Origin of the sequence: Streptomyces viridochromogenes, from assembly GCF_001270495.1 — a bacterium.
In the GTDB taxonomy this organism is placed as follows: Bacteria; Actinomycetota; Actinomycetes; order Streptomycetales; family Streptomycetaceae; genus Streptomyces; species Streptomyces viridochromogenes_A.
Genome location: NZ_LGUR01000253.1, coordinates 157,709 through 183,586, shown reverse-complemented (window position 1 = coordinate 183,586; position 25,878 = coordinate 157,709). Strand labels below are relative to the sequence as shown.

Below are 25,878 nucleotides of genomic sequence, written 5' to 3'. Positions count from 1 at the left end.
GTTGCGGGATTGCGCGCGGGACAGGGCGGTGTGGTGCGGTGCGTGGCGGGGGTTGACGGGGGCCTGGGCCGGCTGCCGAGCCGTACGGCACGAACACGGGCCGCTCAGCGGCCGTCGGGGCTCACACGGGACGCCCAGGATGTGGCCGTCGGGTGCGCTCAGTGGCCGTTGATTCGCTCCACCCGACCGTCGGTCCGTTCACCGACCGCCGGTTCACGCCCGCTCAGGAGGCGCGTGCGGCAGCGGTGCGTATACGGAAGTCGGCCCAAGGGGCCATCTCCGACTCCTCGTTCGTCTCCTCGTACCAGCCCGTGCCGTCGACCCAGGTGCGCAGCCAGTCCGTGAGGCTCGGGGCATCCACGTACCACGCCTGGTCGGCGTCGTCGGCGTTCGGTTCGAAGAGCAGGACCGTGGCCTGAGGGCTGCGGCAGTCCACGCACGCGTACATCGCGCAGCCCCAGTGGGATATCGGCAGGACGTCCTCGGGCCAGGGCCAGCCGGGGTCCTTGTGGGCGTTCTCGCGGTTGGCGAGGTACTGCGTGACGGCGGCGGGTTCGCCGGCCGGAGAGCTGTCGAGCAGGGGCAACAGGCCGTACTCCGGACCGAATCCGCCGTCGCCTATACGCAGGTAGAGGTCGGCGAGCAGCGGGGGCAGCCGGAAGCCGAGCGCTGCCTCGGCGCGGGCCAGGGTGGCCGCGTCCACGGGCTCGGGGAGGGAAGTCCAGCCCCATGGGCGGATGGTGCGGGCTTTGTCCGCCACCCTCGTCAGCAACTGCTCGTTCTCCGTCATGCGTTCATGATGCAAGCCGCCACTGACAATCGGTCCGGCCTGTGGATAACCGCGTCACTGTGGAAACCTGCGACAGCCGACCCTGCCCCGATCGGCTACCTGCGCGCCGCGATTGGGGCGCCTACCAGCTCGACGCGAACGGCTGGTTCGTCGACACGATCTCGCGGCCGAGCGGGAACAACGACACCGGGATCAGCTTGAAGTTGGCGATACCGAACGGGATGCCGATGATCGTGACGCACAGGGCGAGGCCGGTGACGATGTGGCCGATGGCCAGCCACCAGCCGGCGAGGACCAGCCACAGGACATTGCCTATGCAGGAGGGCGCCCCGGCGTCGCGGCGCTCGACCGTGGTGTACCCGAAGGGCCACAGGGCGTAGATGCCGATGCGGAAGGCAGCGATGCCGAAGGGGATGCCGATGATGGTGATGCAGAGCAGGATGCCTGCGAGTATGTAGCCGAGGAACAGCCAGAAGCCGCTCAGGACGAGCCAGATGACGTTGAGGATGGTCTTCACTGTGGGGGGCCTGCCATCTTTTCGAGCCGGGCGATACGGTCCGCCATCGGCGGGTGGGTGGAGAACATTTTGGAGAACCCCTGCCCCGGGCGGAAGGGGTTCGCGATCATCATGTGGCTGGCCGTCTCGATGCGGGGCTCGGGAGGCAGCGGGAGTTGCTTGGTACCGAGTTCCAGCTTGCGCAGGGCGCTGGCGAGGGCGAGCGGGTCGCCGGTGAGCTGGGCGCCGGACGCGTCCGCCTCGTACTCCCGGGAGCGGCTGATGGCCAGCTGGATGAGCGTGGCGGCGAGCGGACCGAGGATCATGATCAGCAGCATGCCGAAGATGCCCGGACCGTCGTCGTCATCGGAACGGCCGATCGGGATCAGCCAGGCGAAGTTGACGAGGAACATGATCACTGAGGCGAGTGCGCCGGCGACCGACGAGATGAGGATGTCTCGGTTGTAGACGTGGCTGAGCTCGTGGCCGATGACGCCGCGCAGTTCGCGCTCGTCGAGGATGCGCAGGATGCCTTCCGTGCAGCACACGGCGGCGTTGCGCGGGTTGCGGCCCGTCGCGAACGCGTTCGGCGCCTCCGTCGGTGAGATGTAGAGGCGGGGCATGGGCTGGCGGGCCTGGGTGGAGAGCTCGCGGACCATGCGGTACAGGGCCGGGGCCTCGAACTCGCTGACCGGGCGGGCGCGCATCGCACGCAGCGCCAGCTTGTCGCTGTTCCAGTACGCGTACGCGTTCGTGCCCAGCGCGATCAGGACCGCGACGACAAGCCCCATCCGGCCGAAGAAACTGCCGATGACGATGATGACCGCGGACAGTCCTCCGAGGAGGACTGCGGTCCTGAGCCCGTTGTGCCGGCGGTGCACGGTACGCCCTCCAAGTGGTGCGGCAGGGGAACCCTTTGCTGGTCGATCTCCGATGCCATTGGTGCCGTGGTGTCACGTCCAGTGGAACCCTTCTGTACTGGTCAACGCCAGGCGAGGGCCACGGGTTCCCTGGTGTGTGCGGCGGCGGGCGTGGGCCGTCCGGGTGAAGGCTCCGGCGTGCGGCTGTGCGCGCGTGGAGGCGGAGCGCTCCACGCGCGCGCGTGGAATACGCCAGGGCTCAGAACAGGCCGGTGTCGGCGAAGCGCAGGATCAGCTGGGGAGCTCCGGACAGGGCGATGCCGACGACTCCGGCGAGGGCCATCGTGGCCGTCACCGGTGCGGGGACGAGGTGCCTGACGGCCTCGCCCTCGGGGGCGCGGAACAGTAGGGCCGTCCACTGGAGGTAGTAGAACAGCGCGATCACGACGTTGACAGCCATGACCACGGCCAGCCAGCCCAGGCCGGCGTCTACGGCGGCGGAGAAGACGGTGACCTTGGCGAAGAGACCGATGATGCCCGGCGGGAGTCCGGCGAGGCAGAGCAGGAAGAAGGCCAGGATCAGGGCGGACAAGGGGTTCCGCGCGTACAGGCCGCGGTAGTCGCTGATGCGGTTGAGGGGCTTCGTACGGCCGACGAGCGCGGCCACCGCAAAGGCCCCAAGGTTCACGGCGGCGTACATGAGGGCGTAGGCGACGGTGGACCCGATGGACCGCTCGCCGTCGTTGGAGTACGCGGCGGCGGCGATCGGCACCAGGAGGTAGCCGGCCTGGCCGACTGAGGACCAGGCGAGCAGGCGAACCGCGCTGTACGCGCGCGTGGCCTGCTGGCGCAGGGCGCCTACGTTGCCGACGGTCATGGTGAGGGCGGCCAGCGCCGCGAGCGCCGGGCCCCAGACGTCGGCGTACGACGGAAGGGCGATGACCGTGACGAGGATCAGTCCGGTGAAGCCGACCGCCTTGCCGACGACGGACAGGTAGGCGGCGACCGGCAGCGGCGCCCCCACGTAGGTGTCCGGCACCCAGAAGTGGAAGGGAACGGCGGCCGTCTTGAAGGCGAAGCCGACCAGGGTGAGGACGACTCCGGTCTGGGCGAGGGTCTGGAGCTGTCCGTCGACGTTCTGGATCCGGTCGGCGATCTGGGTGAGGTAGAGGGTGCCTGTGGAGGCGTATACGAAGCTGATGCCCATGAGGCTGACCGCGGTCGCGGTGACCGAGGACAGGAAGAACTTCAGGGCCGCTTCGGACGACTTACGGTCGCCGTAACGGAGGCCGACCAGTGCGAAGGCCGGGAGTGAGGCGACTTCGAGCGCGACGATGAGGGTCGCCAGGTCTCGGGAGGCAGGCAGCAGGGCGGCTCCGGCGGCGGAGGAGAGCAGCAGGAACCAGAACTCCCCTTCGGGAAGTTCCTTGTTGGCGTCCTTGAGGGCGGTGACCGACAGGAGGGCCGCCAGGAGGGCGCCGCCGAGGACCAGGAACTGGATGACGAGGGTGAACCGGTCGGCCGTGTAGCTGCAGACTCCGGCGTCGCCGGTCAGGCAGAAGGTGGCGCGGTCGCCGTCGAGGAGAGGCAGGAGCAGGAGCAGCGAGGCGGCCAGGCCGGCCACTGACGTCCAGCCGAGCAGTGCCTTCTTGTTCTCCGCGACGAACAGGTCGGCGACGAGGACCACGAGTCCGACCAGTGCCGCGATGGTAGGGGGCGCGATGGCGAGCCAGTCGACGGACTGGACGACCGACTCGGCCAAGGGCTGGGCCAGGGCGCTCATCGGGTGCCTCCTGCGAGGAGCTGCTGCACGGCCGGGTCGGTCAGGCCGAGGAGGGCCTTCGGCCACAGTCCGGCGACGACGGTGAGGGCGACGAGCGGGGTCCAGGCCGCGAACTCGTATGTCTGGACGTCCGCGAGCTTCGGGACGTCCTGCGGTGCGACACCCATGCAGACGCGGCGGACCACGACGAGCAGGTAGGCGGCCGTGAGCAAGGTGCCAAAGGCGCCGATCGCCATGAAGGTGAGGAAGGCCGGGCGGCTGAGGCCGGCGGCGGGCTCGAACGCGCCGAACAGGGCGAGCATCTCGCCCCAGAACCCGGCGAGGCCCGGCAGCCCGAGGGAGGCGACCGCGGCGAACGCGAGCAGGCCGCCGAGGCGCGGTGCCTTGCCGTAGAGAGCGGCGCCGGTCTGCTCGGCGAGGGCGTCGAGGTCGGTGGTTCCCGTGCGGTCCTTCAGCGCGCCGACCAGGAAGAAGAGGAGGCCGGTGATGAGGCCGTGGGCGATGTTGGCGAACAGGGCGCCGTTCACGCCGGTCGGGGTCATCGTCGCGATGCCGAGCAGGACGAAGCCCATGTGGCCGACGGACGAGTAGGCGATGAGGCGCTTGAGGTCGCCCTTCGCGCCTTGCTTGGCGAGGGCGAGGCAGGCCAGGGATCCGTAGATGATCCCGACGACGGCGAAGGCGGCGAGGTACGGCGCGAAGTCGGCGAAGCCGTCGGGGGCGATCGGCAGGAGGATGCGGACGAACCCGTAGGTGCCCATCTTCAGCAGCACACCGGCCAGCAGGACCGACCCGACGGTCGGCGCGGCGGTGTGGGCGTCGGGCAGCCAGCTGTGCAGCGGCCACATCGGCGTCTTGACCGCGAGCCCGATTCCGATCGCCAAAACGGCGATGACCTGCACGGATGCGGTCAGCGACCGGCCGTTGTCAGTGGCGAGTGCCACCATGTCGAATGTGCCCGCCTTGATTCCGATCAGGAGCAGGCCGAGCAGCATGACCACGGAGCCGAGCAGCGTGTAGAGGATGAATTTCCAGGCGGCCTCGGCCCGGCCCTCACCGCCCCAGCGGGCGATGAGGAAGTACATCGGGATGAGGACCATCTCGAAGGCGAGGAAGAAGAGGAGCAGGTCGAGGACGGCGAAGCTGGCGAGGGTGCCGGACTCCAGGACGAGCAGCAGTGCGACGAAGGCCTTCGGGGTCGGGCCCGCAGGCATCTTGAAGTACGAGTAGAGCGCGCAGAGGAAGGTCAGCAGCGCGGTCAGGACCAGAAGGGGGAGGGAAATGCCGTCGACGCCGAGGTGGATGCGCACGTCGAGTGCGGGGATCCAGCTGATGTCCGTGCTGGCCTGCATCTTCGAGGGCTGGTCGTGGTCGAAGCCGAGCGCGAGGACGATCGCGGCGATGAGGACCGCGCCGGTGACGGTCACGCCGTGTCGGAGCACGGCCTGCTCGGGCGACTTCCCCTTCAGCCCGGGCGGGGCCGGCAGGAGGGCGGCGGCCGCGCCGAGGAACGGGCCGACGACGATGAACGCCAGAACGAACTGCATCACGGACTCGTTGATATCGATCACGCCTGCTCACGCTCCCGTGGCGACGAGGACGGCGGCGACCGCGAGAACGACGGTGCCGGCGAGCAGCGCGCTCACATAGGTCTGCACATTGCCGGTCTGGGCGCGCCGTACGGCGAGGCCGAGCCAGCGTGGTAGAGCACCCGCCCCACCGACGTAGGTGTCGACGACCTCGCGGTCGAGGAACCGGACGAGACTCGCCCCGGCCTGAACCGGACGGACGAACAGCACCCGGTACACGGCGTCGAGGTGGAAGCCGACGGCCGCGTGGCGGTGCAGGGGGCCGAGCAGCAGTCGGCCCGGGTCCGCCGGGTCGGGTGCGTAGGCCACTCCCCCGTACACGGGCGCGTGGCTGGCGATGGCCTCGGCCTCGACCTGGGCGGCGTCTCCCTCCGGGTGGGCCGCGACCGCACCCAGCGGGACGCGCGCTGCCGCAGCCGTGGTGTGGCGCCAGGCCGCGTAGGTGACGATGCCGCCGACGAGGGCCACGCCCGTGCCGAGGACGGAGGTGGTGAGAGTCGGGGCGAGGTCGCGACCGTCGAACCAGTCGGGCAGCACGCGGTAGGCGAGGGCGCCGACGGCGAGGGACGGGGCGGCGAGCACCCACAGCACCACCGTCATCGTCAGCGGCTGCCTGCCGTGGTCGGGAGCCTCGGCGCCCCGGCCGTGGAAGGCGAGCAGCCACAGGCGCATCGCGTAGGCGGCGGTGAGCAGGGCCGTGAGCAGACCGGCGACGAGGACGACCCAGCCGGAGGTGCCGGGGACGCGCTCGGCGTGGCCGGTGGCGGCGTGCTCGGCGGCGCCGAGGACGGACTCCTTGGAGAAGAAGCCGCTGAACGGCGGGATCGCGGCGAGCGCGAGGAGCGCCACGGTCATCGTCCAGAAAGCATCCGGCACGCGGTCGCGCAGGTGGGTCATGCGGGACATGGCGGCCAGCGAGTTGGTGCCGGCGGCGTGGATGATCACGCCGGCCGCGAGGAACAGCAGCGCCTTGAAGGCGCCGTGCGAGAGGAGGTGGAAGACGGCTGCCCCGCGGTCGGCGACGGCGAGGGCGCCGGTCATGTAGCCGAGCTGGCCGATCGTCGAGTAGGCGAGGACGCGCTTGATGTCGTCCTGGGCGAGCGCGGCGAGGCCCGAGCCGATCATCGTGACGGCGGCCATCACGGCGAGGACGATCATCGCGGCCTGCGAGGCCTCGAAGACCGGGAGGAGACGCGCGATGAAGTAGACGCCGGCGGCGACCATCGTCGCGGCGTGGATCAGCGCGGAGACGGGCGTCGGGCCCGCCATCGCGTCGGGGAGCCAGGTGTGCAGCGGGAACTGCGCCGACTTGCCCGCCACACCGGCGAGGAGCAGCAGGGCGATCAGCGTCGGATGGTCGAGTCCGCCGCTCGCGACGGTGCCGAGCACCTTCGTGATGCGGAAGGACCCGGCATCGGTGGCCAGCGCGAAAAGGCCGATGAGGAAGGGGACGTCACCGAGCTTGGTCACCAGGAAGGCCTTGATGGAGGCGGCGCGGGCCTCCGGGGTCTCCCAGTAGTGGCCGACCAGGAAGTACGAGCAGATGCCCATGATCTCCCAGCCGACCAGCAGCACCATCAGGTCGCCGGAGTAGACGACGAGCAGCATCGCGGAGGTGAACAGGGAGACGAGCGCGGCGTACGAGGGGTAGCGCGGGTCCTCGCGGAGGTAGCCCGTCGAGTAGATCTGCACGCAGGTGGCGACGACACCGACGAGTACGGCCACGAGGGCTGCGAAGCCGTCGATGTGCAGGGCGAGTTCGATCGGGACCGAGCCGGTGGGCGTGAGCTCGGTGGCGGCGTTGATCGCCTGGTCACCGCCCTGCCGCGCGGCGACCACCGCGGCGAGCACGAGGGACGCGAGCGCCGGCAGGACGGCGAGCGGGCGGACGAAGCCGGGGGCCGTGCGGCCGAGGAGCAGGCCGGCCGCGGCGCCCAGGAACGGAAGGAGGGGGACGAGGACGGCGAGGGTGGTCGTGGTCACGCGGTGGCCTCAGCCTTCTCGGCCTGCGCGGCCGTGGAGGCGTCGCGGTCGGGGCCGTCGGATTCGTGGCCCTCGGCGGTGTCTCGGAGCTTGTCGATGTCCGCGGTGCCGCGGTTGCGGTGGACGGCGAGGACGATCGCCAGGCCGATGCCGATCTCGGCGGCAGCGATGGTGATCGTGAACAGAGTCAGGGCCTGGCCGGAGTGCAGGGTCTCCTCGGCGGCCTTGCTGAGCCAGACGTCGAAGGCGACCAGGTTGAGGTTGACCGCGTTGAGCATCAGCTCGACCGACATCAGGACCAGGATCGCGTTACGGCGGGCCAGGACGCCGTACAGACCGGTGCAGAAGAGGAGGGCGGAGAGTACGGCGGGGTAGGCGAGGTGCATCAGCGGGCGCCTTCCTGCTCGGCCGGCTCAGTTCCCTCGGGCGACCCATTTCGCCCGATCGGGTGATTGCGGGAATCCGGGGCAGGTGGGGAACTCCCGTTCTTGGCTCGGGAGTTCACAGGGGGAGAGCTCGACTCCGCCTTCGCCTTGCGGGACAGGACGATCGCGCCGACCAGGGCGGCGAGGAGGAGGACGGAGAGGGCCTCGAAGGGGAGGACCCAGTTCTGGAAGAGGCTCTCGCCGGTGGCCCTGGTGGAGCCGGCGGCGGGCCCGTCGAGGTCGATCCAGGTCGTGCGGAAGGCGTCGACGACCACCCAGACCAGGGTGGCCGCGGAGGCGAGGGCCACGGTGAGGGCGGCCCAGCGGTTGCCGGAGTCGGCGTCCGGGGAGCGGCCGATGGGGGCCCTGGTGAGCATCAGACCGAACAGGAGGAGGACGACGACGGAACCGACATAGATGAGGACCTGCACCCAGGCGATGAACTCGGCGGTGAGCAGGAGGTATTCGACGGCGAGGCCGCCGAGCGTGACCACCAGCCACAGGGCGGCGTGCACCAGCTGCCGGGTGGTGACGGTGACCAGCGCGGCACCGAAGGTGACCAGACCGACGAGCAGGAAGACGATCTCGACACCGGTCGGGGAGAGAAAGCCGTGCGTGTCGGCGGCCGTGGCCAGAGCGGCGTGGGTGGGGCTCACGACTCGCCCTCCTGCGGCTCGGTCGGCTCTTCCGGCTCGGCTTGGGCGGCCGCCAGCTTCTCGGCGGTCTTGCGGGCGGCGGCGATCTCCTTTGGCTCCTCCGCGCCGGGGTCGAGGGCGGGCGGGGCCGGGACGGTCCACATCCACTCGCGGAGCTTGTCGCGCTCGTGGGTGAGTTCGCGGATGTCGGTCTCGGCGTACTCGAACTCCGGGGACCAGAACAGGGCGTCGAAAGGGCAGACCTCGATGCAGATACCGCAGTACATGCACAGGGAGAAGTCGATGGCGAAGCGGTCGAGGACGTTGCGGCTGCGTTCGCGGCCGCCGGGAGTCGCCGCCGGGACCGTCTCCTTGTGGGAGTCGATGTAGATGCACCAGTCGGGGCACTCGCGGGCGCACAGCATGCAGACCGTGCAGTTCTCCTCGAACAGGCCGATCACGCCGCGGGTACGGGGCGGGAGGTCGGGCTGGGTGTCCGGGTACTGCGCGGTGACGGACTTCCTCGTCATCGTGCGGAGGGTGACGGCCAGGCCCTTGGCGAGGCCGGAGCCGGGGATGGGGGCCATGGTTACTGGATCACCACCTTGACGACGCCGGTGAGGGCGATCTGGGCGAGGGAGAGGGGGACTAGAAGGGTCCAGGAGAGCTTCTGGAGCTGGTCCTCGCGCAGGCGGGGATAGGTGACGCGGAGCCAGATCACGATGAAGGCGAGGACGGCCGTCTTGAGCAGGGTCCAGACCCAGCCCAGGCCGTCGGCGCCCCAAGGACCGTGCCAGCCGCCCAGGAAGAGGACGGTGGTCAGGCCGCACAGGACGACGATGCCGGCGTACTCGGCGAGGAGGAAGAGAGCGAAACGGAGGCCGGTGTACTCGGTGTAGGCGCCGAAGATGATCTCCGAGTCGGCGACGGGCATGTCGAACGGCGGGCGCTGCAGTTCGGCCAGTCCGGCGACGAAGAAGACGATCGCGCCGACGATCTGCCATGGCAGCCACCACCACTCGAAGGCGTCGAGGATGCCGGGAAGGGAGACGGTGCCGGCCGCCATGGCCACTGAGGCGGCGGTGAGCAGCATCGGGAGTTCGTAGGCGAGGAGCTGGGCGGCGGTGCGGAGGCCGCCGAGGAGGGAGAACTTGTTGGCGGAGGCCCAGCCGGCCATGAGCGAGCCGAGGACGCCCACGCCCATGACCGCCAGGACGAAGAAGATGCCCGCGTCGATGACCTCGCCGACCGCGCCCTCGCCCGGGCCGATCGGGATGGCGAGGAGGACGAGCAGGTACGGGAGGAGGGCTACTGCGGGGGCGAGTTGGAAGATACGGCGGTCCGCGCCCGCCGGGACGATGTCCTCCTTCTGCGCGAACTTCACGCCGTCGGCGACGAGCTGGGCCCAGCCGTGGAAGCCGCCCGCGTACATCGGGCCGAGGCGGCCCTGCATATGGGCCATCACCTTGTGTTCGGTCTGGCCGATGAGCAGAGGGAAGGTGAGGAAGACGACGAAGACGATCAGGAGTCGCAGGGTGACGTCGAGCGCGTCGTTCACTGCGGGCCTCCTTCTGGGTCTGCGGGATCTGCGGAGTCTGCGGGGTCTGTGCGGTCGTGGGTGGAGCCCGCGGGGTCTTCGTGCTTGGCCGTGGTGGCCTCCCCCGGCTCGGGCTGGCCGGCCTGACCGGCCTCGCTGGCCTGGTTGGCCCGCTCGGGGGCCGACGTGGGCTTGGGCTCGGGATCGTCGAAGGCGGGGCGGGCGTGGTGCCAGGGGGCGTCCGGGCTTCGGGGAGCTGTGGGGGATGTCGGAGCCGCACCTGACACAGCCGCGTCCGAGGCGGGTGTGCCGGACTCAGGTGTGCCGGACGGAGCCGTGTCCGGCGTCGCCGCGTCGGCCGCGGGCCTCTGGCTTGCGGAGCCGTCCGAGGCGCTGCGTGAGCGGCGGGGACCGGCCGGGGCAGTGCCCGTTCCCGGACGCTGCGATGCGGAGCCTTCGCTCGCGCTGCGCGCACGCCGGGCCGACGGGGCGGTGGTCGCCGCCGTCTCCGGCCCGTCGCCCGCCCCCTCGCTCGTCGTGTCCGCCGACACGTCGGCCCGCTGGCTCGCCGAGCCCTCGCCGGCGCTCCGCGAACGCCGAGGCGTGGCCGGCGTGCCGGTGCCCGCGGGAGAGGCGCCCGGCTCCGTCGAGGGCCCGGCTGCTCCCGGGGCGGCCGTCTGGCCGGCCGAACCCTCCGTGGCCGAGGCGGCTCCCGGTCGGCTGACCGAACCTTGCTGGCTGACCGATCCTTCCGACGCCGTACGTGCCCGCCGCACCGCACCCGCGCCAGTCGTCGGAGCGGCGCTCTCAGCCGGGGCGTCCGCCTGGCCGGCCGAGCCCTCCGACGCCGTACGGGCACGCCGTACCGGTCGTTCTCCCGCCGCACGGGCCGGGCGCTCCCCCGCCGTGCGTCCCGCGCCCCTGGCCGGTCGGGCCGGGGCAGGGGGGAGCTGGCCCTTGAGGGGGCCCCACTCGTTCGGGTCGGGGACGCCAGGGGGCAGCATCTGGCGGCGCTTCGGGCCGCCGTGTTCGGACTCGCCGGGTTCCTTGGCGCCGGGCCAGGCCTTGGCGACACGGGCGGCCAGGACGAAGTCCTTGCGGAGGGGGTGACCCTCGAAGTTGTCCGGGAGGAGGAGGTGGTCCAGGGCAGGGTGATCGGTGAACGCCACGCCGAACATTTCGTGGGTCTCGCGTTCGTGCCAGGCGGCGCCCGCGTACACGCCGACCGCGGAGGGCAGCGTCGGCGCCTCGTGCGGGACGGTCGTGCGGACCAGCAGGCGTCGTACCGGAGACAGGGCCGCGACGTGGGCGGCCACACGGAAGCCCGTGCCGGGTTCGTCGACCGCGCTCAGCCAGTCGAAGTAGGTGCAGCCCAGTTCGTCGCGAGCCGCCTCCAGGGCCGCGAGCCAGGATGTCGGGGGTACGTCGACCGTCAGGACCTCGTACGACTCCTCGGCCGTGGCCTCCGGGCCGAAGAGGTCCTCGACGGGGGCCGGGAGCCAGCCGATCGTCGTCATCGGTCGGCCTCCCCCACGCCCGTACCACCGGCACCGCCGGTACCACTCGCCCCGTCAGTACTGCCCGTGCCACCGGAACCCGGCGCCTCCGGAGCTCTGACCAGCCCGCTCTGTAGTGCCGCCGCGGACGGGCGGGCCGTCGCGCTGCCGTATCGCTCGCCCAGCGACTCCCGGGCGATCTTCTCCTGGAGCTTCAGGATCCCCTGGAGCAGCGCCTCGGGGCGGGGCGGGCAGCCGGGGACGTACACGTCCACCGGGATGATCTGGTCGACGCCCTTGGTGACGGAGTAGGAGTCCCAGTACGGGCCGCCGCAGTTGGAGCAGGCCCCGAAGGAGATGACGTACTTCGGCTCGGGCATCTGCTCGTACAGGCGCTTCACGGCCGGCGCCATCTTGTCCGTGACGGTGCCGGAGACGACCATCAGGTCGGCCTGGCGCGGGCCCGGTGCGAACGGGATCACGCCGAGGCGGATGAAGTCGTGGCGGGCCATCGAAGCGGCGATGAACTCGATCGCGCAGCAGGCGAGGCCGAAGTTGAAGACCCAGAGCGAGTACCGGCGGCCCCAGTTGAGGATCACCTTCATCGGCTCCGGGGCCAGGCGGGCCAGCGCGCCCAGCCGCTTCGGCTCCGGCAGCAGAACGGGCTGCGGATCGGTGTCTGGCGTCACGTCCATGCCAGGACGCCCTTCTTGTATGCGTAGAGCAGGCCCACGGCCAGGAAGCCGAGGAAGATGAACATCTCGACGAGCGTGGTCGCGCCGTAGCCCGGGTCGGCGAAGACCGTCGCCCAGGGGAACAGGAAGATCGAGTCGATGGCGAAGATCACGTAGAGGAAGGCGTACACGTAGTAGCGGACCTGGGTGTGGGCCCAGCCCTCGCCGACGGGGTCGACGCCGCACTCGTATGTCAGGAGCTTCTCGGGCGTGGGGACCACCGGACGCAGCAGGCGGCCCGCCCCGAAGGCGACGGCGACGAACAGGACGCCGACGACGGCCAGCAGTCCGACGACCGAGTAGGACTGGAAGTAGTCCGCCGAGACGACGACGTAATGCACATCCGCCGCGACGACGACGGTCTGTTCCGACACGTCCGCCCCTCGCTCCCTGACCTCGTTACCTCGTGACCGATGGTTGCCTTGCCGCTGATGCCTTGCGACAACACCAGTGTCCTGCGACCTGTGATCTCGTGAACACCGCTGTTCGACGATCTGTACGCACGGGAGTCTAGGCCCTGCTAAAGACACCGTAAGCAGCCCGTCACGCCTTGAGATCTCCTCGAGATGCGACGGCCCGGCGACCGGCCGGTCACGCGACCCGATGCCCGGCTCGGTCGCGGGGTGGGGATTTCCCCCGTAGCCGGAGGCGGCCCGCCTCATGGCGCGGCGGCGCACCGCGCGGCACGCTAGCCCATATGACCGAACGCCCCACCCCTTCGCGGGACGCCTCCGGGCAGTCCGACGGCGACCAGCCGCCGCTGCCGCCCGCCCGTTTCGCCTACGACCGGCACACCTGGAAGGAGATCGCGCATCTCCTGGCGAACCTTCCGTTGGCGCTGCTCGGCTTCACCTACGTCGTGGTGGTGCTGTCCACCGGTGCCTTCCTGACCCTGACGGTGATCGGGTTTCCGCTGCTCGCGGCCGGGCTGATGGGGGCGCGCCAGTTGGGCAGGTTGGAGCGCGCACGCGCGCGTGCGCTGCTCGGGGTGCGGGTGGACGAGCCGAGTCCGATGCCGTTGCGCGGCGGCAGGGACGGCTTCTTCCCGCAGCTGTGGCTGGCGCTGAAGGACCCCGTCGGCTGGCGCACGATCCTGTACGACTTCATCCGGCTGCCCTGGGGCGTCCTCACCTTCACCATCACGCTGACCTCGCTGTTCGTGCTGTGGCCGGTGCTGCCGTTCATCGCGCGGGGCCTGTCGAACGCGGACCGCGCGATGGTGCGCGGCCTGCTGTCGCCCTCCGACGAGCTGGAGCGCCGTATCGCCGAGCTGGAGTCGGACCGGGGGGTTGTCGTGGATACGGCGGCCGCCGACCTGCGGCGCATCGAACGCGATCTGCACGACGGCGCGCAGGCCCGGCTGGTCAACCTGGCCATGGGGCTGGGCCTGGCCAAGGAGAAGCTGCTGGAGGATCCGGACGCGGCGGCGACGATGGTCGCGGAGGCCCACGGTGAGGTGAAGCTCGCGCTGCAGGAGCTACGGGACCTCGCCCGGGGCATCCATCCGGCCGTCCTGACCGACCGCGGCCTGGACGCCGCCCTGTCGGCGGTGGCCTCGCGCTGCACCGTGCCGGTGAAGGTAACCGTCGACCTGCTGTCCAGACCGGCGGCGGCCATCGAGGGCATCGCCTACTTCACCGTCTCCGAACTGCTCCAGAACATCAGCAAGCACAGCGCGGCGAAGTCCGCGTCGGTCGACGTCTGGCGGTCGGACGACCGGCTGCTCATCCAGGTGTGGGACGACGGGCGTGGCGGTGCCCGCCTCGACGGCGGTACGGGCATGCGCGGGCTCGCCGACCGGCTGGACGCCGTGGACGGCCTGTTCGTCATCGAGTCACCGCAGGGCGGTCCGACGACCGTGACGGCGGAACTTCCGTGGCGGGACCGCGTCCCCGGGCAGGGGGACGGGCAGCGCTAGGCGCCGGGCCGGGGTAGGGAAAACCCCCCGTTCGAGACGCCGACGGCCTCCATGGTCCGCGGACCTGCGGTCGAGCAGGGTGGAGGTACGACGGCACAGCCCCGGCAGCGGGGCTGACGGGACGAGGAGAACGGACGACGCCGATGGCCACGGAGTACGGACAGGGCTACGGGCACGGGCTCGGTTACCCCGAGCGCGGCCTTCCCGAGCACGGCGGCGAGCGACGGCACCGGTTGCCGGCCGGGCTGCGGGCGCCGTTCGAGGCACGCAGCTGGCGCGAGTTCGGGTATGTGCTGCTGAGCCTGCCGATCAGCATCCTGCTGTTCGTGTACGCCATCACCATGGTGTCGCTGGGGGCGGGCCTGCTGGTGACGTTCCTCGGCATCCCGGTGCTGGCGGCGGGCCTGGCCGGCTGCCGGGGCTTCGGGGCGCTGGAGCGGGCACGCGCGCGTGCGTTGCTGGACCTGGAGGTGGCCGACCCGGAGCCGCTGCGGATGCGCCGGCGCGGCTTCATGGCGTGGATGGGCGCCGTACTGAAGAGCGGGACGTCGTGGCGGAGCGCGCTGTACGCGGTGCTGCACTTCCCGTGGGCGGTGTTCTCCTTCGTCGTCGCCCTGAACGTCTGGGCGTACGGCTGGGCCTTGCTGACGTATCCGCTGTGGTTCTGGGTGTTCCCGGTGTGGGCCGGCCAGGACGGCCTTCAGCTGTACGGCGACGAGACCCACCACATCTATCTCGACAACCCCTTCGAGATCACGGTCACCGCGTTGGTCGGACTGTTGTTCACGCTGGCCACGCCGTGGATCGTGCGGGCGCTGACGATGGTGGACCGGCTGCTGGTGCACGGTCTGCTCGGACCGTCGCGGCTCGCCACGCGCGTGGTGGAGCTGGAGTCGGACCGCGGTGTCGTCGTCGATACGGCCGCTGCCGACCTGCGGCGCATCGAACGCGACCTGCACGACGGCGCCCAGGCCCGCCTGGTGGCCCTGGCCATGGATCTCGGCCTCGCGAAGGAGAAGCTGACGGAGGACCCGCAGGCGGCGGCGCGGATGGTCGACGAGGCGCACGGTGAGGTGAAGACGGCGCTGCAGGAGCTGCGGGATCTGGCGCGCGGGATCCATCCGGCGGTCCTGACCGACCGTGGGCTGGACGCGGCCCTGTCGGCGGTGGCCTCGCGGTGCACGGTGCCGGTGGAGGTCCAGGTGGATCTGGACGAGCGGCCGGTGCCGGCGATCGAGGGGATCGCCTACTTCACGGTTTCGGAGCTGCTGCAGAACATCAGCAAGCACTCACGGGCCACCTGGGCGGCCGTCGATGTGTGGCGGGTGGAGAACCGGCTGATGTTGCAGGTCGTGGACAACGGCATCGGCGGCGCAGGCACCTCAGGCGGCTCCGGGCTGGCGGGGCTGGCCGAGCGGTTGGACGCGGTGGACGGGATTCTGGTGGTCGATTCACCGGTCGGCGGGCCCACCCGGGTGACGGCGGAGCTGCCCTGGCGGACCGTGTAGTTCGGGTGTGCGGTTCGGCCCACTGGGATTCGGCCCGCGGAAATCCGGCCCACTGGGATTCGGCCCACTGAGATGGGGATCCGGCTCCGGTCTGCTCGGGGCCGGACACCCGTTTGTTCGCACGCACTGACACCCGTTTGTTCGCACGCACTCCCCGAACCCCGCGGCTGTCCGCAAGCACTCCCTGAGCGGTTCATGAGCATGTGCCCCGGAGTCACCCCCTTCGCGCCGACGCGATCCGAACCACCTCGGGCAGGTTATCCACAGGCCCGGTGCGGAAGAGCCGATCGCGGGATACTGAGCTCGCGAGGGACGACAGGGCCGGGGCACGCTCGGCCGAATGCCAAGGCACGGGGGGCCGGGGATCGTGGAGGACAGGGTGCGAGTGGTCATCGCCGAGGACTCGGTGCTGCTCAGGGAGGGGCTGACCCGGCTGTTGACCGACCGTGGGCATGAGGTCGTGGCGGGGGTCGGAGACGGCGACGCGCTGATCAAGACCATCACGGGACTGGACGGCCAGGGCGAGCTGCCGGATGTGGTGGTGGCGGACGTGAGAATGCCGCCGACGCACACCGACGAAGGAGTACGGGCGGCCGTGCAGCTGCGCAAGTCGCACCCCGGACTGGGGGTACTCGTGCTGTCGCAGTACGTGGAGGAGCGCTACGCCACCGAGCTGCTGGCCGGCTCCAGCCGCGGAGTCGGTTATCTGCTCAAGGACCGGGTGGCCGAGGTCCGGGAGTTCGTGGACGCGGTCGTGCGGGTGGCACAAGGGGGTACGGCCCTCGACCCGGAGGTCGTCGCGCAGCTGCTGGGCCGCAGCCGTAAGCAGGACGTGCTCGCGGGTCTCACGCCGCGTGAGCGGGAGGTCCTGGGGCTCATGGCGGAGGGACGGACCAACTCGGCGATCGCCCGGCAGCTGGTGGTGAGCGACGGAGCGGTCGAGAAGCACGTCAGCAACATCTTCCTGAAGCTCGGACTGTCGCAGAGCGACGGGGACCACCGTCGGGTTCTGGCGGTCCTCACCTATCTGAACTCCTAACTATCTGACACCGTGTCAGAAAACCGGGGTCTGCCGAGACCGGGGCCCAGAACCGAAGAACGAACGGGGAGCGTCTTAAAGAAAGCGCCGGGGGGCGCGCGAATCATGACAAGTCCGGGTGGCGAACCGTCTCAAATCCATGTCCGTCATGCGAATGGCCCAGGGAGGGCGACCTTTGCGGACGTAGGGTTGATCCTGGGAAGGCTTGCGGGAAGGCCATGCCCAGACAGCCGCCTCGAGGGAGGTCCAGTTCAGTGACCAGCCAGGTCAGTAGCCCAGCGGAGCAGGCCGACGAAGCCGTCGTGGGAGAGCAGCGCAAACCGGCAGGGACGAAGAACGTCCGCCGGCTGGACCGGGTGATCATTCGTTTCGCGGGGGACTCGGGCGACGGTATGCAGCTCACCGGCGACCGCTTCACCTCGGAAACGGCGTCCTTCGGCAACGACCTGTCGACGTTGCCGAACTTCCCGGCCGAGATCCGGGCCCCCGCCGGCACCCTGCCGGGCGTGTCCTCCTTTCAGCTGCACTTCGCCGACCACGACATCCTCACGCCGGGCGACGCGCCGAACGTGCTGGTCGCGATGAACCCGGCGGCCCTGAAGGCGAACATCGGCGATCTGCCGCGCGGCGCGGAGATCATCGTCAACACGGACGAGTTCACCAAACGGGCGATGCAGAAGGTGGGCTATGACTCCTCGCCGCTGGAGGACGGCTCACTCGACGGTTACAGCCTTCATCCGGTGCCGCTGACGGCCCTGACGGTCGAGGCGCTGAAGGAGTTCGACCTGACCCGCAAGGAGGCCGAGCGCAGCAAGAACATGTTCGCCCTGGGCCTGCTGAGCTGGATGTACCACCGTCCTACCGAGGGCACCGAGAAGTTCCTGACCTCGAAGTTCGCCAAGAAACCGGACATCGCGGCCGCGAACATCGCCGCCTTCCGCGCGGGCTGGAACTTCGGCGAGACGACCGAGGACTTCGCCGTCTCGTACGAGATCGCCCCGGCGACGACGGCCTTCCCGGTCGGCACCTACCGCAACATCTCCGGGAACCTCGCCCTGTCCTACGGACTGGTCGCCGCGTCCCGCCAGGCGGACCTGCCGCTGTATCTGGGCTCGTACCCGATCACCCCGGCCTCGGACATCCTGCACGAGCTGAGCAAGCACAAGAACTTCGGCGTACGGACCTTCCAGGCCGAGGACGAGATCGCCGGCATCGGTGCGGCGCTCGGGGCGGCCTTCGGCGGCTCACTGGCGGTGACCACGACCTCCGGCCCCGGCGTGGCACTGAAGTCGGAGACCATCGGACTGGCGGTGTCGCTGGAGCTGCCGCTGCTGGTGATCGACATCCAGCGGGGCGGGCCCTCGACGGGCCTGCCGACCAAGACGGAGCAGGCGGACCTGTTGCAGGCCATGTTCGGCCGTAACGGCGAGGCACCGGTGCCGATCGTCGCCCCGCGCACCCCGGCGGACTGCTTCGACGCGGCCCTGGAGGCGGCCAGGATCGCGCTGACGTACCGGACGCCGGTGATGCTCCTGTCGGACGGCTACCTGGCCAACGGCTCGGAGCCCTGGCGGATCCCGGAGCTGGACGAGCTGCCGGACCTGACCGTGCAGTTCGCGCAGGGTCCGAACCACACCCTGGAGGACGGCAGCGAGGTCTTCTGGCCGTACAAACGCGACCCGCAGACCCTCGCCCGGCCGTGGGCGATCCCGGGTACGCCGGGCCTGGAGCACCGGATCGGCGGCATCGAGAAGGAGGACGGCACGGGCAACATCTCGTACGCCCCGGCCAACCACGACTTCATGGTCCGCACCCGGCAGGCCAAGATCGACGGCATCGAGGTGCCGGACCTGGTGGTCGACGACCCGCACGGGGCGAGGACGCTGGTGCTGGGCTGGGGATCGACATACGGCCCGATCACGGCCGCGGTCCGCCGTCTGCGCAATGCCGGCGAGTCGATCGCGCAGGCGCATCTGCGCCATCTGAACCCGTTCCCGCGCAACCTGGGCGTGGTACTCGGGAGCTACGAGAAGGTGGTGATCCCCGAGATGAACCTCGGCCAGCTCGCCACCCTGGTCCGGGCGAAGTACCTGGTGGACGCCCACTCGTACAACCAGGTCAACGGCATGCCGTTCAAGGCGGAACAGCTCGCCAAGGCGCTCAAGGAGGCCATCGATGGCTGAGACGTCCACGGAAGGCACGGGCACGATCGAGGCGCTCTCGCTCGTCCCCAAGGCCGAGGCCCGCCAGTCCATGAAGGACTTCAAGTCCGATCAGGAAGTGCGCTGGTGCCCCGGCTGCGGTGACTACGCGATCCTCGCGGCCGTCCAGGGCTTCATGCCGGAGCTGGGCCTGGCCAAGGAGAACATCGTCTTCGTCTCGGGCATCGGCTGCTCGTCCCGCTTCCCGTACTACATGAACACGTACGGTATGCACTCCATCCACGGCCGTGCCCCCGCCATCGCGACCGGCCTGGCCAGCTCGCGGCGGGACCTGAGCGTATGGGTGGTGACCGGTGACGGTGACGCGCTGTCGATCGGCGGCAACCATCTGATCCACGCCCTGCGCCGCAACGTCAACCTCAAGATCCTGCTCTTCAACAACCGGATCTACGGCCTGACGAAGGGCCAGTACTCACCCACCTCCGAGGTCGGCAAGATCACCAAGTCCACGCCGATGGGTTCGCTGGACGCACCCTTCAACCCGGTGTCCCTCGCCATCGGCGCGGAGGCGTCCTTCGTGGCGCGCACGGTGGACTCCGACCGCAAGCACCTCACCCAGGTGCTGCGCGAGGCGGCGGCCCACCAGGGCACGGCGCTGATCGAGATCTACCAGAACTGCAACATCTTCAACGACGGCGCCTTCGAGGTTCTCAAGGACAAGCAGCAGGCGGAGGAGGCGGTGATCCGGCTGGAGCACGGGCAGCCGATCCGCTTCGGCACGGACGGAGCGCGCGGGGTCGTCCGGGATGCGCAGACCGGTGACCTGAAGGTCGTCACCGTGACCTCGGAGAACGAGTCGCAGGTCCTGGTCCACGACGCCCACTCCGCGTCCCCGACCACGGCCTTCGCCCTGTCCCGCCTGGCCGACCCGGACACCCTGCACCACACCCCCATCGGTGTGTTCCGCTCGGTGGAGCGTCCGGTGTACGACACGCAGATGGCCGACCAGTTGGACACGGCGATCGAGCAGAACGGCAAGGGGGATCTGGCCGCGCTGCTGGCAGGTGGGGACACCTGGACCGTGGTGGGCTGACCGGCGGGTTCGAACGCGATCGAGGGTCCGGTGCCATGGGCGCACCGGGCCCTCACCCTCAGGTGCGGGAGTCGGCCTCGGCCTTATGGCCGGCCTTGCGCGCGTCGTACGCGTTCCGGGCCTTCTCCACCTCCGCCATCCGCTCGCTGGTCCACAGCGCCAGCCCCCGCACCTGGACGGCAGCCTCGCGGCCCAGGTCGGTGAGTGAGTAGTCGACCCTCGGCGGGATGACCGGCTTCGCGTCGCGATGGACCAGGCCGTCGCGTTCGAGGGTCTGAAGGGTCTGCGTGAGCATCTTCTCGCTGACGCGGCCGATCGCGCGACGCAGTTCGCTGAAGCGGTGGGGGCGTTCCAGGAGCTCGATCAGGACGAGTACACCCCAGCGGCTGGTGACGTGCTCCAGGACCAGCCGGTAGGGGCACATCTCCTCGCCGATGCCGTACTTGCCCACCACGGTACTTACTGCCATGCAAGTATCTTACTTCAAAGTGGGTACTTTCGCAGAGTTAGCGCACTCCCTAGGGTTAGCGACAGCGTCAACGCACCCCACAAGGAGTTCTGATCATGAGCATCGTCGTCACCGGAGCCACCGGACATCTGGGCCGCCACGTCGTGGAGCAGCTGCTGGAGAAGGTTCCGGCCGACCAGGTCACCGCCGTCGTCCGCACCCCCGAGAAGGTCGCCGACCTCGCCGAGCGCGGCGTGAAGATCGCCACCGCCGACTACAACGCCCCCGAGACGTTCGACGCGCTGTTCGCGGCCGGCGACAAGGTGCTGCTCATATCCGGCAGCGAGGTCGGCAACGACCGCGTCGGCCAGCACAAGGTCGTCATCAATGCCGCCAAGGCCGCAGGCGTCGCACTCCTCGCCTACACCAGCGCCCCCGGCAGCCTCACGGCCGCGCTCGCCGACGACCACCGGGGCACCGAGAAGGCGCTCCTGGAGTCCGGTCTGCCGTACGCGCTGCTGCGCAACGGCTGGTACCACGAGAACTACACCGAGAACCTCGCCCCGGTCCTGGAGTACAACGCGGTCACCCACGCGGCGGGCGAGGGCCGTGTCTCCTCCGCCTCCCGCGCCGACTACGCGGCCGCCGCCGTCGCCGTGCTGACCAGCGAGGGGCACGAGAACAAGACGTACGAGCTGGGTGGCGACGTCGCCTGGAACTTCAGCGAGTACGCCGCCGAGCTGAGCCGGCAGACCGGCAAGGAGATCGCCAACAACCCCGTCTCCGCAGAGGCGTTCGCCGGCATCCTGACCGGCGCCGGGCTGCCCGAGCAGCTCGCCGCGATCCTCGCCGGGGTGGACACCTCCGTCGAGAAGGGCGAGCTGGTCGTCGACAGCGGCGACCTGTCCCGGCTGACCGGCCGTCCGACCACTCCGCTCGCCGAGGCGATCGCCGCCGCGCTCAAGAGCTGACACCTCCGCCCCTGGCCCGCCTCCGGGCGATCGGAGCCCTCACGTGTCATGACCGTATGGCGATACGGACATGACACGCGGGGGCTTTCGGCGTTACCTTCGTGCAGGCCGCCATGCGGGCGCGGCCGGGTGAGCGCGCGAAGGAGGGGCCGTGAGCGGAAAGTCGCAGGGTGATCGGCGCACAGGACTGCTGAACGGCTTCGCGGCGTATGGGATGTGGGGGCTGGTTCCCCTCTTCTGGCCCCTGCTGAAGCCCGCCGGGGCGGTCGAGATCCTCGCCCACCGGATGACCTGGTCCCTCGTCTTCGTGGCGGCGGCGCTGGCCTTCGTACGGCGCTGGGCCTGGGCGGGTGAGTTGATACGGCAGCCGCGGCGGCTGGCGCTCGTCACCGTCGCCGCGGCCGTGATCACCGTCAACTGGGGCGTCTACATCTGGTCCGTGAACACGGGCCATGTGGTGGAGGCGTCGCTCGGGTACTTCATCAATCCGCTCGTCACCATCGCGATGGGCGTACTGCTGCTGAAGGAACGGCTGCGGCCGGTGCAGTGGGCGGCCGTCGGTGTCGGCTTCGCGGCCGTGATCGTGCTGACCCTCGGGTACGGCCGGCCGCCGTGGATCTCGCTCACCCTCGCCTTCTCCTTCGCCACGTACGGGTTGGTCAAGAAGAAGGTCGACCTCGGCGGCGTCGAGTCGCTGGCCGCGGAGACCGCGATCCAGTTCCTGCCCGCCGTGGGATATCTGGTGTGGCTGTCGACGCAGGGGGATTTGACGTTCGCGTCGGAGGGGCCGGGCCATATGGCGCTCCTCGCGGCCACCGGTATCGTCACCGCCCTGCCGCTCGTCTGCTTCGGCGCGGCCGCGATACGGGTGCCGCTGTCGACGCTGGGGCTGCTCCAGTACCTGGCGCCGGTCTTCCAGTTCCTGCTCGGCATCCTGTACTTCCACGAGGCGATGCCGGCCGAGCGGTGGGCCGGGTTCGCGCTGGTGTGGCTGGCGTTGACGCTGCTCACGGCCGACGCGTGGCGCTCCGCGCGGCGAAGCAGGGTGGCCGGGCTCAGCGTGCCGACAGTGGAGAAGCCCGCGGCGTCCGCCGCGGTGGACGCCTGACACCGGCCGCCGGCAGCCCGGCCGGCCGCTGACGCGGGGCGACGCCGTCGGCGCTCAGGCCGCAGACACAGGGGCCACCGGCACTCGGGCCGTCGGCCGGGCCGTCGGCACTCGGGGCGGGCACTCGGGCTGCCGCTTGAGTGCATCGCCCGGCGATTCCATTGCAGCCCGGTCACGCACCGCATATGAGTGGTCGCATGACACAGGCACCCGTACCCACTCCCTCCCCCCTCCACTGGAAGCTCGTCATCGACTGCGCCGACCCGCAGTCCCAGGCCGACTTCTGGGCCGCCGCGCTGCGCTACGAGGTCGAGGACAACAACGCCCTCATCGAGCGGCTCCTGGAACTCGGCACGCTGCCGCGCGAACAAACCGTCGAGTTCCACGCTCGTCTCGCCTTCCGGGACCTGGTGGCCGTACGGCATCCGGACGATCCGTATGACAAGGACAGTGGCACCGGGCGGGGGCGGCGGCTGCTGTTTCAGCGGGTGCCGGAGGCGAAGACGGTCAAGAACCGGCTCCACCTCGATCTCCACGCGGTGGCCGGGGAGCGGGAGGCCGAGGTCGAGCGGCTGCGCGGGCTGGGAGCCAGCGTGCTGCGGCATCTGAAGGAGCCGGGCGGGGAATGGGTGCTGATGGCGGATCCGGAGGGGAACGAGTTCTGCGTGCAGTGAGGGGTGAGGAGTGAGTACAGGGTTCGCGCAGTGCGGAATGCAGGGTTTTCCCTATGCGAACTCCGAGTCCGAATAGCGCTCTTGACGGAGAGTCAGGCTCACCCTGACCATCCAGGCACCCATTCACTGAGGAATCCCTGTGATTCCCAAGGAATTCGGAGCCCCCCACATGAAGCTCTCCGTCTCCTGGCGCGCGTCGGCGGCCGCCGCAGTGGCGACCGCCACACTTCTGACCAGCGGATCCATAGCCGGCGCGGCGTCCAAGGCCGATATCGAGGCGGCCGCCGCACCCGACCTGCCCGTGGCCAACGTGAAGGCCCACCTCACCCAGCTCCAGTCCATCGCCACCGCCAACGGCGGCAACCGCGCCCACGGCCGCCCCGGCTACAAGGCGTCCATCGACTATGTGAAGGCCAAGCTGGACGCCGCGGGATACACGACGACCATCCAGCAGTTCACGTCCTCGAGCCGTACCGGCTACAACCTGATCGCCGACTGGCCCGGCGGCGACACCAACCAGGTCGTCATGGCCGGCTCGCACCTCGACAGCGTCTCGTCCGGTCCCGGCATCAACGACAACGGCTCCGGCTCGGCGGCGGTCCTGGAGACCGCGCTCGCCGTGTCGCGGGCCGGGTACCAGCCCACCAAGCACCTGCGATTCGCCTGGTGGGGCGCGGAGGAGCTGGGCCTCGTCGGCTCCCGCTACTACGTCAACAACCTCTCCTCCGCCAACCGCGCGAAGATCAGCGGCTATCTGAACTTCGACATGATCGGCTCGCCGAACGCGGGCTACTTCGTCTACGACGACGACCCCGCGATCGAGAAGACCTTCAAGGACTACTACGCCGGCCTCGGCATCGCGACCGAGATCGAGACCGAGGGCGACGGCCGCTCCGACCACGCCCCGTTCAAGAGCGCGGGCGTGCCGGTGGGCGGGCTGTTCTCGGGGGCGAGCCGTACGAAGACCGCGGCGCAGGCGACCAAGTGGGGCGGCACGTCGGGGCAGTCCTTCGACCGCTGCTACCACTCGTCCTGCGACACGACGTCCAACATCAACGACACCGCCCTGAACCGCAACAGCGACGCCGTCGCCCACGCGGTGTGGGAGCTGTCGGAGTAGGGCTCCGGGTCAAAGGACTCCGGATCCACCACACCGACGTTCAACCAGTGGGCGGTTCGGCCGACTTGGCGGCGCGGGCGGCGAGTCGGTCCATGCGGGCTCGGGCCGACTCCAGCTCCTCGACGTCCTCTGCGGCCGGACCGCCCTCCTCCGCCATGAGCTCGGTCCACAGGCCGAGCAGATCCCGGCCCAGCGCCAGCCCCAGGGCCGGATCCCGTACCGCCCGCCACGCCGTGGCCGCGCCATGGAGGCTGCCGTACGCCGCCTCCGAGTCCCGGGTGCGGTGGTGGGTCCGGGCCACGTCGAGGGAGAGACCGAAGGCACGCTCCGCTTCACCGGCCAGGTAGGCGATGTACGCGGCGAGTTCACGCATACGGAGTACCTCGGGGTGCTCCAGTCCCAGCACCGCCGACGCCTGCGCCACGGTCCGCTCCGCGAGTTCCGTCGCCTCCGCCGTCCGCCCCTCCTTCACGGCCTCGTTGACCTGCGCCATCTGCTCGGCGAAGGGCGAGGCGTCAGCCGTCGTGGCCGGCGGCGCATCCCCGAGGACGGCTTCGGCCACGGCGTCGAAGCCCCGGGGTGGGGTGGGTTTGGGGTCCGGGTCGAGTTCGCGGTCGCGGGCGGAGGGGGGGACGAGGAGGGGGCCCGGGGCCACCGGGTCGGATTGCGGTACGGCCGTCTGCGGTACGTCGGCTTGCGGTACGGCCGTCTGCGGCACCGCGCTTTGCGGTACGTCCGCCGGCTCCGGCCTCGCGTCCATGAGCGGCGGCGGGCCGAACTCCCCCAGCGGCGGCGCGACCGTGCCGGGCACGGCGTCCTGCACCGGCTCGGACACCGCGCGCAGCTGGAAGGTGGACGAGGCGTCCTGCGTTGCCGGGCCCTGCAGCGGCCGTAGGGCGTGGGTGGGCGTGTCCCGATAGGGCGCCGGGTCCGGCGGGAGAGGCGCGGGCGGTGCGGGCGGCGCGGGCGGGTCCGCCGGTGGCCGTACGGCGTCTCCCGAGGCTCCCGGCACACCCGGCGCCGGCGTCTCCCCGGGCGGAGTCGTCCGTACCGGCTCGGCGGTGAGCTGACTGGAACCGTCCTCCGCCACCCGCAGCGGGACGACGTAGCCGATGCGCTCGTCGTGGATCGTGGCGTGCACGGCGTGGCCGGCGGCGACGGCGATGCGCTGGAGATGGGTCAGGACGGCGTGCTGGATCTCCTCGCCGGGAGCGGCGGTGACGGGCACGCCACCGATCGACGCGCCGCCCGCGCCCGGACCGACGGCAGGGACGCGCACGTCGATCGGCGCCGCCGCGGGGGCCGCAGCTGCCGCGGCGCGTTTCTGTTCCCGCTTCTTCGCGCGGCTCAGTAGAGACATCGCTTCCCTCACTCGCATGCGTCGGGGAGTTCACGGACGACGCGTTCGGGTCCCATGGTGCCCCCTCCCGGCGTCGCGTTCCGCTTCCCCGGCGTCAACATCCGGTAGTACAGATCGGACACGTCGTACACGTACTGTCGAGTCTCTCC

At 70.3% G+C, this 25,878-nt stretch carries 24 protein-coding genes; 9 read left to right on the top strand and 15 right to left on the bottom strand.

Annotated elements, in window-relative coordinates:
* Positions 1-223: 223 nt before the first annotated feature.
* From ADK36_RS41435 to ADK36_RS41375, 13 genes are all read right to left on the bottom strand, one after another.
* Entirely contained in the window at positions 224-790 is a 567-nt protein-coding gene (locus tag ADK36_RS41435) for an SMI1/KNR4 family protein (protein ID WP_053201286.1), read from the bottom strand.
* Positions 791-911: 121 nt separating this feature from the next.
* Positions 912-1,307, bottom strand: coding sequence for a YccF domain-containing protein (locus ADK36_RS41430; RefSeq protein ID WP_048583071.1), 396 nt, complete (start codon positions 1,305-1,307; stop codon positions 912-914).
* Positions 1,304-2,167: a zinc metalloprotease HtpX gene (gene htpX, locus ADK36_RS41425; RefSeq protein ID WP_048583070.1), complete on the bottom strand. Its 864-nt coding sequence runs from the start codon at positions 2,165-2,167 to the stop codon at positions 1,304-1,306. Before htpX ends, ADK36_RS41430 begins: the two co-directional genes overlap by 4 nt.
* Before the next feature lie 238 nt (positions 2,168-2,405).
* Positions 2,406-3,929, bottom strand: coding sequence for an NADH-quinone oxidoreductase subunit N (locus tag ADK36_RS41420; protein ID WP_053201284.1), 1,524 nt, complete (start codon positions 3,927-3,929; stop codon positions 2,406-2,408).
* Entirely contained in the window at positions 3,926-5,500 is a 1,575-nt protein-coding gene (locus ADK36_RS41415; RefSeq protein ID WP_053201282.1) for a complex I subunit 4 family protein, read from the bottom strand. The genes ADK36_RS41420 and ADK36_RS41415 overlap by 4 nt, the downstream gene beginning before the upstream one ends.
* 6 nt (positions 5,501-5,506) lie before the next feature.
* Positions 5,507-7,501 carry an NADH-quinone oxidoreductase subunit L gene (locus ADK36_RS41410; RefSeq protein WP_053201280.1) on the bottom strand — a complete coding sequence of 665 codons (1,995 nt, stop codon included), beginning with the start codon at positions 7,499-7,501 and terminating at the stop codon, positions 5,507-5,509.
* Positions 7,498-7,887: an NADH-quinone oxidoreductase subunit NuoK gene (nuoK, locus tag ADK36_RS41405; RefSeq protein WP_048583066.1), complete on the bottom strand. Its 390-nt coding sequence runs from the start codon at positions 7,885-7,887 to the stop codon at positions 7,498-7,500. The genes ADK36_RS41410 and nuoK overlap by 4 nt, the downstream gene beginning before the upstream one ends.
* Entirely contained in the window at positions 7,887-8,582 is a 696-nt protein-coding gene (locus ADK36_RS41400; RefSeq protein ID WP_234330063.1) for an NADH-quinone oxidoreductase subunit J family protein, read from the bottom strand. Before ADK36_RS41400 ends, nuoK begins: the two co-directional genes overlap by 1 nt.
* Complete coding sequence (locus ADK36_RS41395; RefSeq protein WP_048583065.1) at positions 8,579-9,148, bottom strand: NuoI/complex I 23 kDa subunit family protein; 570 nt, start codon at positions 9,146-9,148, stop codon at positions 8,579-8,581. Before ADK36_RS41395 ends, ADK36_RS41400 begins: the two co-directional genes overlap by 4 nt.
* A gap of 2 nt (positions 9,149-9,150) precedes the next feature.
* Positions 9,151-10,119 carry a complex I subunit 1/NuoH family protein gene (locus tag ADK36_RS41390; RefSeq protein ID WP_048583064.1) on the bottom strand — a complete coding sequence of 323 codons (969 nt, stop codon included), beginning with the start codon at positions 10,117-10,119 and terminating at the stop codon, positions 9,151-9,153.
* Positions 10,116-11,615: an NADH-quinone oxidoreductase subunit C gene (locus tag ADK36_RS41385; protein ID WP_063784561.1), complete on the bottom strand. Its 1,500-nt coding sequence runs from the start codon at positions 11,613-11,615 to the stop codon at positions 10,116-10,118. Before ADK36_RS41385 ends, ADK36_RS41390 begins: the two co-directional genes overlap by 4 nt.
* Positions 11,612-12,289 carry an NADH-quinone oxidoreductase subunit B gene (locus tag ADK36_RS41380; RefSeq protein WP_048583063.1) on the bottom strand — a complete coding sequence of 226 codons (678 nt, stop codon included), beginning with the start codon at positions 12,287-12,289 and terminating at the stop codon, positions 11,612-11,614. The genes ADK36_RS41385 and ADK36_RS41380 overlap by 4 nt, the downstream gene beginning before the upstream one ends.
* Positions 12,280-12,702, bottom strand: a complete 423-nt coding sequence (locus ADK36_RS41375) for an NADH-quinone oxidoreductase subunit A (RefSeq protein WP_030046315.1) — start codon at positions 12,700-12,702, stop codon at positions 12,280-12,282. Before ADK36_RS41375 ends, ADK36_RS41380 begins: the two co-directional genes overlap by 10 nt.
* Before the next feature lie 323 nt (positions 12,703-13,025).
* Between ADK36_RS41375 and ADK36_RS41370 the strand changes: the two genes are divergently transcribed.
* From ADK36_RS41370 to ADK36_RS41350, 5 genes are all read left to right on the top strand, one after another.
* Positions 13,026-14,246, top strand: a complete 1,221-nt coding sequence (locus tag ADK36_RS41370; RefSeq protein ID WP_048583062.1) for a sensor histidine kinase — start codon at positions 13,026-13,028, stop codon at positions 14,244-14,246.
* A gap of 143 nt (positions 14,247-14,389) precedes the next feature.
* Complete coding sequence (locus tag ADK36_RS41365) at positions 14,390-15,754, top strand: sensor histidine kinase (RefSeq protein WP_048583061.1); 1,365 nt, start codon at positions 14,390-14,392, stop codon at positions 15,752-15,754.
* Between the two features lie 340 nt (positions 15,755-16,094).
* Entirely contained in the window at positions 16,095-16,793 is a 699-nt protein-coding gene (locus ADK36_RS41360) for a response regulator transcription factor (RefSeq protein WP_276525476.1), read from the top strand.
* 254 nt (positions 16,794-17,047) lie between these two features.
* A complete protein-coding gene (locus ADK36_RS41355; RefSeq protein WP_053201278.1) occupies positions 17,048-18,976 on the top strand; it encodes a 2-oxoacid:acceptor oxidoreductase subunit alpha in 1,929 nt (642 codons plus the stop codon).
* Entirely contained in the window at positions 18,969-20,048 is a 1,080-nt protein-coding gene (locus tag ADK36_RS41350) for a 2-oxoacid:ferredoxin oxidoreductase subunit beta (RefSeq protein WP_048583058.1), read from the top strand. The genes ADK36_RS41355 and ADK36_RS41350 overlap by 8 nt, the downstream gene beginning before the upstream one ends.
* Positions 20,049-20,106: 58 nt before the next feature.
* Here the strand turns inward: ADK36_RS41350 and ADK36_RS41345 are convergent, their stop codons facing one another.
* Positions 20,107-20,517 (bottom strand): winged helix-turn-helix transcriptional regulator, encoded by a 411-nt coding sequence (locus ADK36_RS41345; RefSeq protein WP_048583057.1) that lies wholly within the window; start codon positions 20,515-20,517, stop codon positions 20,107-20,109.
* A 95-nt stretch (positions 20,518-20,612) separates the two neighbouring features.
* Here ADK36_RS41345 and ADK36_RS41340 point away from each other — a divergent pair, with 95 nt between their 5' ends.
* From ADK36_RS41340 to ADK36_RS41325, 4 genes are all read left to right on the top strand, one after another.
* The gene (locus tag ADK36_RS41340) at positions 20,613-21,467 is read left to right on the top strand and encodes an SDR family oxidoreductase (RefSeq protein ID WP_053201276.1); all 855 of its coding nucleotides are present in this window, start codon (positions 20,613-20,615) and stop codon (positions 21,465-21,467) included.
* A gap of 214 nt (positions 21,468-21,681) precedes the next feature.
* Positions 21,682-22,575 (top strand): EamA family transporter RarD, encoded by an 894-nt coding sequence (gene rarD, locus ADK36_RS41335; protein ID WP_425315312.1) that lies wholly within the window; start codon positions 21,682-21,684, stop codon positions 22,573-22,575.
* A 197-nt stretch (positions 22,576-22,772) separates the two neighbouring features.
* On the top strand, positions 22,773-23,249 hold the full coding sequence (locus tag ADK36_RS41330) for a VOC family protein (RefSeq protein WP_048583054.1): 477 nt from the start codon (positions 22,773-22,775) through the stop codon (positions 23,247-23,249).
* A 169-nt stretch (positions 23,250-23,418) separates the two neighbouring features.
* Positions 23,419-24,369: a M28 family metallopeptidase gene (locus tag ADK36_RS41325; protein ID WP_048583053.1), complete on the top strand. Its 951-nt coding sequence runs from the start codon at positions 23,419-23,421 to the stop codon at positions 24,367-24,369.
* 40 nt (positions 24,370-24,409) lie between these two features.
* Here the strand turns inward: ADK36_RS41325 and ADK36_RS41320 are convergent, their stop codons facing one another.
* A complete protein-coding gene (locus ADK36_RS41320) occupies positions 24,410-25,729 on the bottom strand; it encodes a tetratricopeptide repeat protein (protein WP_048583052.1) in 1,320 nt (439 codons plus the stop codon).
* Between the last annotated feature and the right edge of the window lie 149 nt (positions 25,730-25,878).